Origin of the sequence: Azospirillum lipoferum, assembly GCF_024170005.1 — a bacterium.
Lineage (GTDB): Bacteria > Pseudomonadota > Alphaproteobacteria > Azospirillales > Azospirillaceae > Azospirillum > Azospirillum lipoferum.
On record NZ_JALJXJ010000016.1, the window covers coordinates 36046 to 50366 of the forward strand.

The following is a 14321-nucleotide window of genomic DNA, read 5'->3' on the forward strand; positions in this document are numbered from 1 at the left end:
GTGCTTCAATAAGCACCAGACAGACTCTAGAGACCCTGACCGATTCGGAGGACGCGCGACAATGTGCGGGAGAGGATGGCCGCGGCGATCCTGGTCAGGAAGAGGTTGCGGCGGAACAGCAGGGCCTCGGCCTCCCGGCGCTTACAGTGCATGCCATTCTCCGCGAGGTGGCATTCATGGCCTGCATGAAAGCCGGGGCGCAGCCGATCGGGGACTTCCGCCACCCTGTTCTTCTGGCCCATGCCACTCTCCGAACGCGCGAACTCCCTCCCGTCGGGGTGGATTTATGCTCGTCTGCGCACCGGCGTCCGCCGGCCTTCGGCAACCCTGACAGCAGTGGGAGGTTGGCATGAGCATGATAAGGCGCAGCTCCGCCGAGTTTCTCGGGACGTTCTGGCTAGTCTTCGGCGGCTGCGGCAGTGCCGTGCTCGCCGCCGCCTTTCCGCAGGTCGGGATCGGATTGCTCGGCGTGTCGCTCGCCTTCGGCCTCACCGTCCTGACCATGGCCTATTCCATCGGCCACATCTCCGGCTGCCACCTGAACCCGGCGGTCACGGTCGGGTTGTGGGCCGGCGGGCGGTTCCCGGCCAAGGATATCCTGCCCTATGTGCTGGCCCAGCTGGTCGGGGCCTTCGCAGCGGCCCTGGTGCTGTATGTCATCGCCACCGGGAAAGCCGACTACAGCCTGGCCGTCAACGGCCTCGCCGCAAACGGGTACGAGGCGCATTCGCCCGGCCAGTACGGCATCACCTCGGCCCTGGCGATCGAACTGGTCCTGACCTTCTTCTTCGTGCTGGTGATCCTGGGCTCCACCGACCGGCGGGCGCCGGCCGGCTTCGCGCCGCTGGCCATCGGCATGGCACTCGTCCTGATCCACCTGATCAGCATCCCGGTCACCAACACGTCGGTGAACCCGGCCCGCAGCACCGGTCCGGCGCTGGTGGTCGGCGGGTGGGCGCTACAGCAGCTCTGGCTGTTCTGGATCGCCCCGCTGGCCGGCGGACTGGCGGGCGGGCTGGCCTACCGCGTGCTTGCCGAGGAGGTGCCGGCGAAGCCCGCCATCACCGGGCAGGCGGAAAGCTCCACCTGAAACGGGTACGGCTCCCTTGTGATCGACGGGACCGGTTCGCAAAGGGCCGGTCCCGGATGGTGTTCCCCGATGGCCTGCCGATGTCGCAACGCCCCATCGCCGTCCACTGTTATTCAGGCAGGACAAACGGCGCAGAAGGCGTATCCATGCGGCAGTTCGACCCTGACTCCAGCCCGATGACGGAGGCCGATTACGGCATCGTGCTCGGCCTGTTCATCGGCATCTATCTCGGCCTCCTGGTGGTGTCGGCGCTTCCCTGAACATCGTTGGGCTGACCCTCACGCCCCCTCCGGCAGCATCAGGCAGCGGTTCACCAGATTCATCAGCTCGCTCTGGCGGGTGGTTCCGGTTTTGGCGAAGATGCTGCGCAGCTGGCTGCGCACCGTGCTGATCGCCACGCCGCGGCGCTCGCCGATCTCGGCCGGGGTCAGGTCGGCCAGCAGATCGGCGACAAGGCCGGCCTCCACAACCGTCAGGCCGAACAGGGCGCCCAGCCGCCTTTCAAGCCCCGGCGTCACCGCAGCCGGGTCGACGATGTAGACCGCAGCCCGGATGCGCGTGCCACCACCACAGCCGCCCGCATCGCCGAACGGTCCCGCTGCCTCGGGCGACAGCGGCAGAACGGTCAGCAGATAGGGCGCCCGGCCGGACGGGCGCGACACCCGGAGGTCGCCCGCCTCCGCCCGGTGCGCCGAAGCCCCCCTTCCGCCAGCCGACACCGCCGCCTCCAGCATATGGGCGAGCCGGCGCGCCTCACCCCCCTGTTCGGCCTGCAATCGCCCCTGCGAAAGCCGCAGGCCATCGCGCGCGTCGATCATCGCCTGCCCGGCCCGATTCAGGGTGGCGATCCGTCCGGCGGCGTCGAGCAGGGCGACCCCCATCGGCAGCCGGTCGATCGCGCGACCGTTCCAGCGATCCTCCTCCCCACCATCCTGGCGTGCCAGCAACCGGACGCGCAGCCGCATCGCCCGCTGGAGATGCGGGGCACAGCCCCGAAGAAGCCGCACCGTCTCGTCGGGGAAGGGAGTGGCGTCGGCCGGCCGATAGAGGCTCAGCACCGGCTGCACCGGCGCCAGCTCGCCGCCGTCGGACAGGGCGAGCGCGCACAGCCGCCCCATGCCGTGATCCCGCAGCAGCTCGTTGAAGAAGGCGGAGCGCCGCAGCACCGCGTCCGGCACCAGCTCCTCGCCGCGGCGGACGTCGCAGCGGCTCAGCAGGCCGCGCGCCGCCGCCGCGTTCGCCCAGACGTCGCGATGGCGGAAATGCGCGGTGTAGTCGGCGAGTTGACTGTCCGTGATGTTGTGGCGGGCCCATAGCGCCGCAGTCCGGCTGTCGTGCTGGGGGGCCGTGGTGAACAGGAAACCGTGCGTCGCATCGGTCAAGGCGCAGAGCCGCTCAAGGACGCCTCCCCAGCGCTCCGGGAAGGTCACGGCGTCGTAGATGTCCTCGATCAGCGAGTCCGCAGCGTCCACCATGGGGAAGTCCTCCGCTGCCGATCAATTTTCCGTAGGCAACGTCCCGTCCTCAAGCGCCACCAGCCGCATATGACCAACGTTGGAGCGTCCCGTCCGTCATGTGAAGGATGCGACCATCGGGATTTTCCTCAAAAGTCACCGGACCTGAGTCCCTGCCGCAAACAGGAGCCCTCGAACCGGAGCAAGCCCCCAATGACTGCGCCCATGACTGCCCGAGCGATCATCCCACTGACCACCCCGATCGCCTCTTCCATGACCGATGACAGCCGGAGGGATCACGCCGGCCCGTCGCCGGAACGGTGGGTGGCCGAAAGCCGGGTGCGTTGGGCACTGATCGCCGACCGCAGCTCATTGCTGCGCGATGGGCTGCGGCTTTACCTGGAAACGCTGGGCTGGCAGGTCGTGGCGGGCGATACGATGGAAGACGGGCTGGCCCTGATGGCAGCATCTCCATCCACCCCGTCCGACCCCATCGTTCCCGACCTGATCGTGATCGGAGAGACGGGGACGGAGCGGCGGGGACCTTGCGGACCGGAGCCATCGGTCTTCGACCGGCTGGCGGCGATGCGCAGTGCCGTGCGCCCTCTCCTGCTGTCCATCGCCGCGGCCAACCACGACCTGATGGTCCGGGCGCGGACCCGCGGCTTCGAAGCCATCCACATCGCCATGCCGCCGCTGAACCTGGAGGAATTGCTGCTCGGCTGCGTCCGCCGCATCGAACGGCGGTGAGGCGGCGATACAGTCTAATCATATGTTTTCATGAAAATATGTAATTTCTCTTTCAAATGGCTTCACTTGGGAGAGCGGCAGCCGGGTTGACAAGAGCGCCGCCGGGACGGCTTTTCAACATAACGGAACCGCAAGAGCCCCACCGTAAGAAAGACTGCCGCCACCATGCCCGACGACACGCCCTCCCCCCGGAATGCCAGCCGCCGCAGGGCCGCCTTCTTCGACCGCGACGGCGTGCTGAACGAGGACATCGGCTTCGCCCACCGCCCGGACCAGATCACCTGGATGCCGGGGGCGAAGGAGGCGGTGAAGCGGCTGAACGACGCCGGCCTCCTGGTCTTCGTCGTCACGAACCAGGCAGGTATCGCCCGCGGCCTCTACGGCGAGGAGCATGTGCGCACCTTGCATCGCTGGATGCAGCAGGAGTTGAACGCCGCCGGCGCCCATGTCGACGCCTTCTATTACTGCCCGCACCATCCCGAGCATGGCGAGCTGCCCTACCGGACCGACTGCGCCTGCCGCAAGCCGGAGCCGGGAATGCTGCTGCAGGCAATGGCCGAATGGCCGGTGGAGCCGAAGGGCAGCTTCCTGATCGGCGACCGCGATACCGATGTACAGGCGGCACAGCGGGCAGGCATCGAGGGAACGCTCTACCGCGGCGGCGACCTCGACGCCGTCGTCGCCGGCATCCTGGCACGGGCGGCGTGACGGCTAGAGCGCGATCATCAGCGCGGCGGCGGCGACACTGACCAACCGGGTGGACCGCCGTGCCGCCGCGGCCCGGTGTTCGGCCAGAAGCTCCGGCGGGATCAGGCGGACGACCAGCAGGATGCCAAGCGGCACGATCGGCAGGTCGTCCAGATAGTCCAGCACCGGGATGAAGTCTGGGATCAGGTCGATCGGGCTCAGCGCATAGGCGGCGACCGCCATCGCCAACAGGCGGACAGGCCAGGGGGTGCGCGGGTCGCGTGCCGCCAGATAGACGGCCAGCACGTCGCGCTTGATTGCGCGCGCCCATGTCTTTGCGGTTTGCAACATCGTCCGGGGGCCGGATCAGCCGATCTGCTGGAAGAAGCCGGCAGAGGACGGGGAGGGCGAGGCGGCAAGGTGGTAGCCCAGCCCAGACAGCCCATGAAGCCCGACATAAAGCCCGACCGCCAGGATCAGGACGCCGGAGACATAGGGGGCCCGCCGGGCGATGCGGCCGAAGGCGCCGGACCAGCGGCGTTCGGCATGGCGCACGCCCAGCGCCGCGACCACGCCGGCCGACATCAGGGTCAGCGCCAGCCCGATGCTGAAGCACAACACCAGCACGCCGCCCAGGGCGATCTCCTTCAATTGCAGGCACAGCAGCAGGACAGTGATGGCGGCGGGGCAGGGAATCAGGCCACCGGTCAGGCCGAACAGGACGATCTGGCCGGTGGTGACCGGACGGCCGTCGAAGCGGCGCCGGATCTCCTCGGCATGCGCCTGCGCGTGCGCATCCTCCGGCTCGTCGTCATGGTGATGATGGCCGTGGTGAAGATCATGGTCATGGCTGTGGCCATGGCCGCCGTGGTCATGATGATGGTGGTGGTCGTGATGGGGATGCTGCTCCCGCCAGGTCCGCGCCATCATCCATAGCGCCACGCCGACGATCAGCACCGCCGAAGCGACCTGGAAATAGGGCTCGGTCGTTGCGGCGTCCCAGCCCTGGCCCAGCCTCAGGCCGGCAAGCGCCACCACCCACACCACCAGCGTGTGCGACACCGTCGCGGCCAGCCCCAGCAGGACCGCCTGCAACACCGTGCCGCGGATGGCGACGATGAAGGCGGCCATCATGGTCTTCGAATGGCCGGGCTCCAGCCCGTGCAGGGCACCCAGCAGGATGGCGCTGGGAACGAACAGCCAGGCCTGCCCGGCTCCCTGCTGCAACAGGGCGGCGAAATCCGGCATCTTCGTCCCCTCACAGGTATTTGGTGATCGCCTTGAACTCGGCGACGGAGCGGCGGGACTCCTCCGGCCCGGCATCGACCGCGGCGTCCAGGCAATGGTCGAGATGATCGTGGATCAGCAGCTTCTTGGCCTCGCGCACGGCGCTCTCCACCGCGTGGAGCTGCTGCGCGATGTCCAGGCAGGGGCGTTCGGCCTCGATCATCTCGATGATGCCGCGCAGATGACCGTCGGCGCGCTTCAGACGCTTGACAATGTCGGGATGGGAATGGTGCGTGCTCATGCCCTGATCCTATCCCCCTGGAGGGGATAGAGTCAAAGACAAGTCCCCCCAATCGGGCTTTCCAGCCGGGATGGCGCTTGTGGTCGCCATCCCGGTTTCGCGAAGGAAATCAGTGCCGGGCGAAGATCTGCGGGCCGCCGCCGGCGCCGAACAGCATGACCTGATAGGGCTGGCCGCTGGCCATGTCCATGCCGGGGGCGTCCTGCGGCATGCCGGGGACCGCCAGCCCACGGGCTGGCGGCTGTTCGGCCAGCAACCGCTTCACGTCGTCGGCCGGCACATGGCCCTCCAGCACATAGCCGCCGACCCGCGCCGTGTGGCAGGAGGCGAGGTCGTCCGGCACGCCGGCCATCCGCTTCATCGGCGTCACGTCGTCGACGACATGGACGGTCACGTCGAAGCCGGCCGCGCGCATGTGCCGCACCCAGCCTTCGCAGCATTCGCAGCTCGCGGCCTTCCAGACCTCGACCGCCGTGCCGCCGGCGAGAACGGCGGCACGGACCATGCCCGACAGTCCCACGGACCCGAGGCCGAGCGCCAGAACGGCCATCAGCGCTCCCTGGCCCGCCCCTCGCATCATCGTCCGCCGCGTCATGCTCATAGAGTTTCTCCTAACGAAATCAGTGCTTTGTCCTGGACGCCCACGGGCGCCGATCACAGTCGGACAGACAGGAGGCGCAGGGCGTTGGCAGTGACCAGCACGGTGGCGCCGGTATCCGCCAGGATCGCGGGCCACAGCCCGGTGACACCAAGCACGGTGGTGAGCAGAAAGATCGCCTTCAAGCCCAAAGCCAATGCGATGTTTTGCCGTATGTTGGCCATGGTACGTCGTGACAACGCCACCATCGCCGCCACGTCGCCGACCCGGCCGTGCAGGATGGCGGCGTCGGCCGTCTCCAGCGCCACATCGGTGCCGCCGCCCATCGCGATGCCGACATCGGCGGCGGCGAGCGCCGGGGCGTCGTTGATGCCGTCGCCGACCTTCGCCACCCGCTGCCCTTGGGCCTGAAGATCGCGGACGATGCGCAGCTTGTCGTCCGGCAGCAGTTCGGCATGCGCTGCCATGCCCAGCATTCCGGCGACCGCCCCGGCGGTCCGGGCATTGTCGCCGGTCATCATCAGCGAGCGGATTCCGGCACGCTCCAGCGCGGCGATCCCGCTGCGGGCGTCGGAACGCAGCTCGTCACGCATGGCGATCAACCCGGCAGGGATGCCGTCCACCAGCAGAACCGAGACCGTCTTGCCCGCCTCCGCAAAGGCCGCAGCCTGCTCCGCCTGTGCCACGGTCAGGGCGGGTCCGGCGGCTTGAGGCGACAGCAGTGCCACCGGCCGCCCTTCCACCCTGCCGTTCAAGCCGGCACCGGGGAGCGCCGTCACCTCGTCAGCCGCCGACGGAGCAATGCCGCACTCCGCCGCCGCGGCCAGAATGGCGCGGGCCAGCGGATGGCTCGACCCGGCCTCAAGCGCCGCGGCGTCGGCCAGCAACTCCACCTCGCCCGCACCAAAGGGAACCAGATCGGTGACGCGGGGCTTGCCTTCCGTCAAGGTGCCGGTCTTGTCGAAGGCGACGGTGGTGATGCGGCCCAACGCCTCCAGCACGCCACCACCCTTCAGCAGCAGCCCGCGCCGGGCGCCGTTCGACAGGCCGGCGGCGATGGCCGCCGGGGTGGAGATCACCAGCGCGCAGGGGCAGCCGATCAGCAGCACCGCCAGGGCGCGGTAGATCCACCCCGTCCAATCGCCCCCGAAGGCCAGCGGCGGCAGCACGGCGACCAGGATGGCCACGCCGACGATGCCCGGCGTGTAGAAGCGGGCGAAGCGGTCGATCAGCCGCTCGGTCGAGGCCTTGCTCGCCTGCGCCTCCTCCACCAGCCGGACGATGCGGGCGATGGTGTTGTTGCGCGCCGCCGCGGTGACGCGGACACGCAGGGCGCCATCGGCGTTGATGGTGCCGGCGAAGACCGCATCGCCCTCGCGTTTAAGCTTCGGTACGCTCTCGCCAGTGACGGGAGATTCGTCGACACTGCTGCGGCCGGACAGCACGACACCGTCGGCCGCCACCCGGTCACCCGGCCGCACCAGGATGACGGAGCCGACGGCCAGCCCGGCAGCGGGAACGAGGTGTGGAACGGCACCGTCCCGCTCCAGCAACGCCGTGTCGGGGACCAGCGCGGTCAGGCCGCGGATGCCGGCCCGCGCCCGGCCGGCTGCCACCCCCTCCAGCAGTTCGCCGATCAGGAAGAGGACCAGGACCGTCGCCGCCTCCTCCACCGCCCCGATCAGGAGCGCGCCGACGGCGGCGACCGTCATCAGCATCTCGATGGAGAAGGGGGTTCCGGCCCGCGCCGCCGCCAGGGCACGGCGCGCCACCGGGAGCAGCCCGACCATCAGCGCCAGCGGGAAGGCCCAGGGCTCCGCCGCCGGTACCAGCAGGCCCAGCGCCGTCGCGGCGGCCAGGGCCACACCGGCCGTCACGGTCAGCAGAGCCTTGCGCCCCCGCCACCAGGGCGCTTCGGATGCATCGTCGTGGCTGTGGGAATGGTTATGGGAATGGCCATTGGAGTGAGCGTGAGGGTGCGCATGAGCCTCGGCCCCGCAGCAGTCCCCGCCGCAGGTTGACGCTCCGGCCTCCGCCACCGCATCGGCAGGGGTGGCGCCGTAACCGAGGGCCGACAGCGGACGGACCACCGCGTCGGCACCCAGCCTGTCCTCGTGCGAAACGGACACCGTTCCCGCGGACACCGACACCCGCACCTCGCGGATTCCCGGCACCCGGCGCAGCGCCGTCTCGATCTTGGCTGCGCAGGAGCCGCAATCCATGCCGGAAACCCGGTAGCGGCTGGTGCGCAGGGCGGTGCCGACCTGCGTCCCGGACGGGGGTTCGGAAATCGGTCCGTGCATGGAAGAGGCTCCTCGATCATGGCCGGTTGCCGGCAGCTCCCCCGGAGCCTAGATCCTCCAGCGACTGGAGGATCAAGAAGGAAATGCCCACCATGTCCAGCCTGCCGACACCCCTGACCATCGGGTCGCTCGCCAAGCAAACCGGCGTGAAGATCCCGACCATCCGCTATTACGAGAGCATCGGCCTGCTGCCGGAGGCGCCGCGCACCGGCAGCAATCGACGCACCTATGACAACGGGTCGGTCCGCCGCCTGCGCTTCATCCGTCATGCCCGCGAGCTGGGTTTCGAGGTGGAGGCGATCCGCCAGCTGCTGGCGATGGCCGACGATCCGGGCCGGCCTTGCCGGGAGGCCGACCTGCTGGCCCGCACCCATCTGGCCGAGATCGAGTCCAGGATCGCCCGGCTGGAGGCCCTGCGCGACGAGGTGCGGCGGATGGTGGAGGGCTGCGCCCAGGATCAGGTGCGCAGCTGCCATGTGATCGAGGTGCTGGCCGACCACACCCACTGCCTGCACGACAGTCATTGAGGCCACGGCCGGGGCGAAGCGCCGGGTGGGACAAGTGCCACCCTATGACCTGGAACCGGTTGCCCGGCAGACGAGGCTGGCATCATGGCGGCGCTGCAACGCCCCACCTGGATTTGGCCGTCAGGCGTCCTTCACGCAGGCCCCGACATGGGTGAAGCGGAACCGCGCGTCGATCGGCACGTCGGGGAACGGCAGCCCGTGGCCGTCATGGGCGCTGTCATGAACGAGGCAGCGGCCCTCGATCAGCGGCCAGACGACGCGCCCGAGGAAGCGCTGGTCCTGCAAACGCCCGCCATCGGCACGGGCGGCGGCCCCCACCAGGGGGGCCATCGGCGGGAGGATGCCGGCCCGCCCACCCCACATGCCGGCCAGCATCAGGTCGGTGTGCATGATATGGTCGCGCATGACGTGGAAGGGGAGGCCGGAGGCCAGCCAGGCATCCACCGCGGCCCGCTCGCGGCTGTTCAGGCGGGAATCGGCGTCGCGGCACAGGAAATGGCTGACGGTCGGATCGTCGGAAACGAGGAAGCGCCAGAACAGGCCATGTACCGGCCCGCTGCCGGGCTCCATGGCAACCAGTTCCGCCCCCGCCCCGGCCAGTTCGCCGAGAGCGGATGCCGGCACGGACTCGTCGTGATAAATGCGGCAGGTCCAGCCCGGATAGAACTCCGCCGCAAGGCGGACATTCTCCAGCGCCCCCTGCATGTACAGGGATGCGGTCCCCCACAGGCTGAAGCTGATGATCCGCCGCGTCCGGCCGTCCAGCCCAGACTCTTGCGAAGATGCCGGCAGGGATGTGAGCATGGATGCGGGAACAGGCACCGTTCCGCCATCCTGCCGCCCCTGCTGCGCCGCCTTCGCCTTCCGCGTCAGGATCGCACCGGCTTCGCTTGCCGCCTCCGCCCGCCGGTCGCAATGGAAAAGCGTTGCGACGAGGTATTCCTGCGTGTCCAGATGATCGGGATCGAGGGTGCTGGCGCACCGGAAGGCGGTTGCCGCCTCCGCCATCCGCCCGGCGTTGCAGGCCGCGACCCCGGAATTGTACCAGACGAGGCGTGAGGATGGGGACAGCGTCAGGACGGCGCGGTAAGCCGCCACGGCGGCCTCCCAGGACTGCCGGTCGAAACGGGCATCGGCCAGCCCGGTGCGGATGCGGAGGTCGCCGGGACGCAAACGCGACGCCTCCGCGAAGGCCGCCTCGGCGGCGGCTGGATCCCGGCCGTCCAGGCAACGGGTGCCGTGATCCAGAAGCAGGTCGGCCAGCCCCTCGGCAGCCTGCGGCGCCCCAAGGGCATGCGCCCGCCGGTAGGCCTCCATCGCCTCCGCGGTCCGCCCGGCGGCGCGGAGGAGATTGCCGTAGTTGAGCGGATATTCCGCGGAGTCCGGCCGCCGGGCCATGGCTTCGGCGATCCGGACCAGCCCTTCCTCCAGGCGTCCGGTCTGGCCCAGCAGAATGCCGGACAGATGAAGCGCGTCCGGATATCCGGGTTCGGCCTCCAGCACACGGCCATAGAGGGTTTCCGCCTCGGAAAACCGTCCTGCGGCGTGCAGATCAAACGCCAGAAGAGTCGCTTCGGAGAGGGTGGCCATCGCCATCTACATAACCGAGAACAAGGCCCCGATCCAAAGCGAAATCCCAAGGCGGTTCCCACGGCGCGTCACCGGTCCTGAAGCGCGAAGCAACCCTTTCCGGCCGTCTTCAGGACAGTGCAGGCGGCGTCGGCCTTGGCAGCGGCAAAACCGGTCAGGCGGGCCTTGTAGAGACCGCCGGAACGGACGACCGCAGGACTGGCACCGGCAGCGAGGGCCCCCAGGCGCTTGGCGGTGGCGTGGGCGCTGCGCTGTGCTGCGGCATGGCTGGCGAAGGCGCCGACCTGGATGGCCCAGGGGCCGCCAGTGGATTTCGCCGCAGGGACGCCCACGCTCACCGCCGTGTTGCGTTCGGTGATCGAGGCACTGTTCTTGGTGATCAGCAGATCCGGTTGCACAGGTGCGGGTTTGGCCGGACTGGTCGGGCGCTTGAAGCCGGCATCCAGCAGGTCGGCGACGCGGTCGTCGCGGGAGTTGGCGCTGTGTCCGCCCATCACCACGGCGATCAGGCGGCGGCCGTCCCGCACGGCCGAAGCGGCGAGGTTGAAGCCGGAGGCGGCGATGTAGCCGGTCTTGATGCCGTCCATGCCGGGATAGCGTGCCATCAGGCGGTTGTGGCCATAGACCATGTCGCCCTGCCAGTCGAAGCTGCGGCGATTGAAATAGGCATAATGCCGGGCGTGGCTGCGGATCAGCGCGCGGGACAGGATCGCCATGTCGCGCGCCGTCGTCCGCTGCAGCCGGTCGGGCAGGCCGGATGCGTTGCGGAAGACCGTGCGGCGCATGCCGATCGCCCGGGCGCGGGCGGTCATCTTCGCGGCGAAGGCGGTCTCGCTGCCGCCCAGCGCCTCGCCCAGCACCACCGCCACGTCGTTGGCCGAGCGGGTGACCAGCGCCAGGATCGCCTGCTCCACCGTGATGGTGCTGCCGGGCGCCAGCCACAGCCGCGACGGCGGCATCGATGCGGCATGCTGCGACACCACGAGGCTCTGGTCCAGCCGCAGCGTGCCGCGGTCCAGCGCCTCGAAGGTCAGCATCAGCGTCATCATCTTGGTCAGCGACGCCGGATAGGTCAGGGTGTCGGCATTGCGCGCCTGCAAGACCCTGCCGCTGCCGGCATCCATCAGGATCTCCGCGGCGACCGGTGCCGAAGCCTTCTTGGCAGAGCCTTTGGCCGAAGCCGGCAGGGGCGCCAGCAGGACCGCGGCCAAAGCCATGAGAGCGGTCAGGGAGAACAGCAGCGTCGAGACGCGGGCGAGCGGGTGCATCGTCTCAGGTCTCCCTGGAGGTTGGGGGAGGCAGGGCAGGAGGGGACAGGGAGCGGCGGGCGTCATCCGCCGGACAAGCCGTCAGACAGGCCCTCGGACAGGAGCTTCCGCACCATGGCGCGGAAGGCATCGACCGCCACCGGCTTGGCCAGCATGCGCATGTTGCGGCCAAGCCCATCCTCGCCGTCGCCGGGCCGGCCGTCCAGGGCCTGGAAGGCATAGCCGGTCAGGAACAGCACCTTCAGGTCGGGATACCGCGCCTGCGCCGCCTCCGCCAGTTGCCGGCCGTTCAGGCCGGGCAAGCCGACGTCGGTCACCAGCAGGTCGACCGGCGGCCTTTCCTCCGATTCAGCCTTCTCCCCGGCCTCTTCCAGCCGGGCGAGTGCCGTGGTGCCGTCGGCCGCCTCCAGCGTGGTGTAGCCGTCGCCCTCCAGCACCTCGACCAGCAGCATGCGGACCAGTTCCTCGTCCTCCACCACCAGCACGGTGCCGCGCCCGGCCTGCCCGGTGGACGGGTCGAAGACAGCGGCGGCCTGTTCGGCGGAAGCGGCGGCAGTGACGGCATGATCGCGCGGCAGGTGGAGATGCACCGCGGTGCCCTGGCCGATGGCGCTGTCGATGCGGACGAAGCCGCCGGACTGGCGGGCGAAGCCGTAGAGCTGGCTCAGCCCCAGACCGGTGCCCTGGCCGATCGGTTTGGTGGTGAAGAAGGGCTCGAAGACGCGGGCCAGCACGTCGGGCGGCATGCCGGTCCCGCTGTCGCGCACGCTCAGCACCGCATAGTCGCCGGGCTCCACCCCCGGCTCGCTGACGAGGTCGGCCGGTCCCAGGGCGGCATTGGCGGTCTCCACCGTCACGCACCCGCCATCGGGCATGGCGTCGCGGGCGTTGATCACCAGGTTCAGCAGGGCGCTTTCGATCTGGTTCACGTCGGCATGGACCGGCCACAGCGGCTCCGCCAGCCGCTGCTCCAGCCGGATCTGCTCGCCCACCGAGCGGCCCAGCAGGTCCCACAGCCCGGCCACCAGCGCGTTCAGGTCGACGCGCTCCGGCTTCAGCGGCTGGCGCCGGGCGAAGGCCAGCAGGCGCCGGGTCAGGGTGGCGGCGCGGTCCACCGCGGCGCGGGCGGTGGCGGTGAAGGGGGCGATGTCGCTGCGCCCGGCCGACAGCCGCTGATCGATCAGTTCCAGGCTGCTGCTGATGGCCTGGAGCAGGTTGTTGAAGTCGTGGGCGACACCGCCGGTCAGCTGGCCGACCGCTTCCATCTTCTGCGCCTGGGCCAGGACCTCGCGCGCCTCGTCCAGCGCCTGCTGGGCCTTGCGGCGTTCGGTGATGTCGCGGGTGACCTTGGCGAAGCCGCGCAGGGTCCCGGTCTCGTCACGGATGGGATCGATGACGACGCTGGCCCAGAAGCGGGTGCCGTCCTTGCGCAGGCGCCAGCCCTCCGCCTCGAACTTGCCCGCCGACAGGGCGGTGGCGAGTGCCCGCTGCGGCATACCGGCGGCGCGGTCCTCCTCCGTGTAGAAGCTGGAGAAATGCCGGCCGATGATCTCCTCGGCGGCATAGCCCTTCATCCGGGCAGCCCCCGCATTCCAGCTGCGGACGACGCCGGTGGGGTCGAGCATGAAGATCGCATAGTCGACCACGCTCTGGACCAGCAGGCGGAACTGCCGTTCGCCGGAGACGGGTTCCCAGGCGGGCGCGACACGTTCGTCCTTCATAACAACGACTTTCCGGAACACGAGGGGAAGCAAACTTCCCAATGATCCGTGCCCGATACCGTCAGGGTCAATAACCCAATACGAATATCCAGGTATTATTCCGTCGCATTACGCGGAATTTGCCGGGAGTTGGCTGGCGCAATTTGGGGCGGGATTTGCAGTCATCAGGGGAAAGGGGCGGGGCGGCGAACCGCCCCGCAGGTTCCCTTTTGGACAGGGCTCAGCGCGGGGCCAGCACCATGACCATCATGCGGCCTTCGACCCGGGGCATCTGCTCGACCTTGGCGATGTCCTGGAGCTGGTCGCGCACGCGGACGAGCACGTTCAGACCGAGATCCTGGTGCGCCATCTCGCGGCCGCGGAAGCGCATGGTCATCTTGACCTTGTCGCCTTCCTCGATGAAGCGGACGGCGGAACGCATCTTCACGTCATAGTCGTGATCGTCGATATTCGGCCGAAGCTTGATTTCCTTCAGCTCGATGATCTTCTGCTTCTTCCGCGCCTCGTTGGCCTTCTTCTGCTCCTCGAAGCGGAACTTGCCGTAATCAAGGATCTTGCAGACAGGCGGATCCGCCTGGGGCGCCACTTCGACGAGGTCGAGGTCGGCATCCGCGGCGGCTTCCAGCGCTTGGCGGAGCGGCACCACGCCGACCATCTCGCCGTCGGCGCCGACGAGGCGGACCATACGGGCGGTGATTTCACGGTTGAGGCGCGGGCCTTCGCGGACGGGGTCCGCGTCGTAGAGCTTGGCTATGGTGATCTCCTGTGGTCGTGGATGGGTAGAAAGAGGCGAGCCCGGGACAAG

Annotated in this window: 14 protein-coding genes and 1 pseudogene; 4 read left to right on the forward strand and 11 right to left on the reverse strand. The window is 69.0% G+C overall.

Going from position 1 to position 14321, the window contains the following annotated elements; all coding sequences use genetic code 11:
* Positions 1 to 26 precede the first annotated feature (26 nt).
* Positions 27 to 242: a hypothetical protein gene (locus J2848_RS28835; RefSeq protein WP_149233498.1), complete on the reverse strand. Its 216-nt coding sequence runs from the start codon at positions 240 to 242 to the stop codon at positions 27 to 29.
* A gap of 107 nt (positions 243 to 349) precedes the next feature.
* Between J2848_RS28835 and aqpZ the strand changes: the two genes are divergently transcribed.
* Complete coding sequence (aqpZ, locus tag J2848_RS28840; protein WP_149233497.1) at positions 350 to 1090, forward strand: aquaporin Z; 741 nt, start codon at positions 350 to 352, stop codon at positions 1088 to 1090.
* Positions 1091 to 1368: 278 nt separating this feature from the next.
* Here aqpZ and J2848_RS28845 read toward each other — a convergent pair whose 3' ends face one another.
* The gene (locus tag J2848_RS28845; RefSeq protein WP_149233496.1) at positions 1369 to 2565 is read right to left on the reverse strand and encodes a helix-turn-helix transcriptional regulator; all 1197 of its coding nucleotides are present in this window, start codon (positions 2563 to 2565) and stop codon (positions 1369 to 1371) included.
* A gap of 252 nt (positions 2566 to 2817) precedes the next feature.
* Between J2848_RS28845 and J2848_RS28850 the strand changes: the two genes are divergently transcribed.
* Together J2848_RS28850 and J2848_RS28855 are read left to right on the forward strand one after the other, a co-directional pair.
* Entirely contained in the window at positions 2818 to 3294 is a 477-nt protein-coding gene (locus J2848_RS28850) for a hypothetical protein (RefSeq protein ID WP_149233495.1), read from the forward strand.
* Between the two features lie 165 nt (positions 3295 to 3459).
* Positions 3460 to 4002 carry a D-glycero-alpha-D-manno-heptose-1,7-bisphosphate 7-phosphatase gene (locus tag J2848_RS28855; protein WP_149233494.1) on the forward strand — a complete coding sequence of 181 codons (543 nt, stop codon included), beginning with the start codon at positions 3460 to 3462 and terminating at the stop codon, positions 4000 to 4002.
* A 6-nt stretch (positions 4003 to 4008) separates the two neighbouring features.
* Here the strand turns inward: J2848_RS28855 and J2848_RS28860 are convergent.
* The 5 genes and pseudogenes from J2848_RS28860 to J2848_RS28880 all read right to left on the reverse strand — a co-directional run.
* Positions 4009 to 4320, reverse strand: a pseudogene (locus J2848_RS28860) (YkvA family protein); the annotation flags it as partial.
* Between the two features lie 27 nt (positions 4321 to 4347).
* Complete coding sequence (locus J2848_RS28865) at positions 4348 to 5229, reverse strand: nickel/cobalt efflux transporter (RefSeq protein ID WP_149233492.1); 882 nt, start codon at positions 5227 to 5229, stop codon at positions 4348 to 4350.
* 10 nt (positions 5230 to 5239) lie between these two features.
* On the reverse strand, positions 5240 to 5509 hold the full coding sequence (locus tag J2848_RS28870) for a metal-sensing transcriptional repressor (RefSeq protein ID WP_042695816.1): 270 nt from the start codon (positions 5507 to 5509) through the stop codon (positions 5240 to 5242).
* A gap of 109 nt (positions 5510 to 5618) precedes the next feature.
* Positions 5619 to 6110, reverse strand: a complete 492-nt coding sequence (locus J2848_RS28875; protein ID WP_149233491.1) for a DUF411 domain-containing protein — start codon at positions 6108 to 6110, stop codon at positions 5619 to 5621.
* 53 nt (positions 6111 to 6163) lie between these two features.
* Positions 6164 to 8410 carry a heavy metal translocating P-type ATPase gene (locus tag J2848_RS28880; RefSeq protein ID WP_149233490.1) on the reverse strand — a complete coding sequence of 749 codons (2247 nt, stop codon included), beginning with the start codon at positions 8408 to 8410 and terminating at the stop codon, positions 6164 to 6166.
* An 83-nt stretch (positions 8411 to 8493) separates the two neighbouring features.
* Here J2848_RS28880 and J2848_RS28885 point away from each other — a divergent pair, with 83 nt between their 5' ends.
* Positions 8494 to 8937, forward strand: a complete 444-nt coding sequence (locus J2848_RS28885; protein WP_246194099.1) for a MerR family transcriptional regulator — start codon at positions 8494 to 8496, stop codon at positions 8935 to 8937.
* A gap of 120 nt (positions 8938 to 9057) precedes the next feature.
* Here the strand turns inward: J2848_RS28885 and J2848_RS28890 are convergent, their stop codons facing one another.
* The 4 genes from J2848_RS28890 to infC all read right to left on the reverse strand — a co-directional run bounded on the left by J2848_RS28890 (position 9058) and on the right by infC (position 14270).
* Positions 9058 to 10533: a tetratricopeptide repeat protein gene (locus J2848_RS28890; RefSeq protein ID WP_149233489.1), complete on the reverse strand. Its 1476-nt coding sequence runs from the start codon at positions 10531 to 10533 to the stop codon at positions 9058 to 9060.
* 62 nt (positions 10534 to 10595) lie between these two features.
* The gene (locus J2848_RS28895; RefSeq protein ID WP_149233488.1) at positions 10596 to 11795 is read right to left on the reverse strand and encodes a D-alanyl-D-alanine carboxypeptidase family protein; all 1200 of its coding nucleotides are present in this window, start codon (positions 11793 to 11795) and stop codon (positions 10596 to 10598) included.
* A gap of 62 nt (positions 11796 to 11857) precedes the next feature.
* Positions 11858 to 13516, reverse strand: a complete 1659-nt coding sequence (locus J2848_RS28900) for a PAS domain-containing hybrid sensor histidine kinase/response regulator family protein (protein ID WP_149233487.1) — start codon at positions 13514 to 13516, stop codon at positions 11858 to 11860.
* A gap of 220 nt (positions 13517 to 13736) precedes the next feature.
* On the reverse strand, positions 13737 to 14270 hold the full coding sequence (infC, locus tag J2848_RS28905) for a translation initiation factor IF-3 (protein WP_085085354.1): 534 nt from the start codon (positions 14268 to 14270) through the stop codon (positions 13737 to 13739).
* Positions 14271 to 14321: the final 51 nt, after the last annotated feature.

Bases quoted from the DNA above. Each gene is read 5' to 3' on its own strand.
- J2848_RS28885 (WP_246194099.1), top strand. From the start codon at position 8,494: ATGCCCACCATGTCCAGCCTGCCGACACCCCTGACCATCGGGTCGCTC.
- aqpZ (WP_149233497.1), top strand. From the start codon at position 350: ATGAGCATGATAAGGCGCAGCTCCGCCGAGTTTCTCGGGACGTTCTGG.
- J2848_RS28880 (WP_149233490.1), bottom strand. From the start codon at position 8,410: ATGCACGGACCGATTTCCGAACCCCCGTCCGGGACGCAGGTCGGCACC.
- J2848_RS28890 (WP_149233489.1), bottom strand. From the start codon at position 10,533: ATGGCGATGGCCACCCTCTCCGAAGCGACTCTTCTGGCGTTTGATCTG.
- J2848_RS28845 (WP_149233496.1), bottom strand. From the start codon at position 2,565: ATGGTGGACGCTGCGGACTCGCTGATCGAGGACATCTACGACGCCGTG.
- J2848_RS28850 (WP_149233495.1), top strand. From the start codon at position 2,818: ATGACCGATGACAGCCGGAGGGATCACGCCGGCCCGTCGCCGGAACGG.
- J2848_RS28865 (WP_149233492.1), bottom strand. From the start codon at position 5,229: ATGCCGGATTTCGCCGCCCTGTTGCAGCAGGGAGCCGGGCAGGCCTGG.
- J2848_RS28900 (WP_149233487.1), bottom strand. From the start codon at position 13,516: ATGAAGGACGAACGTGTCGCGCCCGCCTGGGAACCCGTCTCCGGCGAA.
- J2848_RS28875 (WP_149233491.1), bottom strand. From the start codon at position 6,110: ATGAGCATGACGCGGCGGACGATGATGCGAGGGGCGGGCCAGGGAGCG.
- J2848_RS28870 (WP_042695816.1), bottom strand. From the start codon at position 5,509: ATGAGCACGCACCATTCCCATCCCGACATTGTCAAGCGTCTGAAGCGC.
- J2848_RS28855 (WP_149233494.1), top strand. From the start codon at position 3,460: ATGCCCGACGACACGCCCTCCCCCCGGAATGCCAGCCGCCGCAGGGCC.
- J2848_RS28895 (WP_149233488.1), bottom strand. From the start codon at position 11,795: ATGCACCCGCTCGCCCGCGTCTCGACGCTGCTGTTCTCCCTGACCGCT.
- J2848_RS28835 (WP_149233498.1), bottom strand. From the start codon at position 242: ATGGGCCAGAAGAACAGGGTGGCGGAAGTCCCCGATCGGCTGCGCCCC.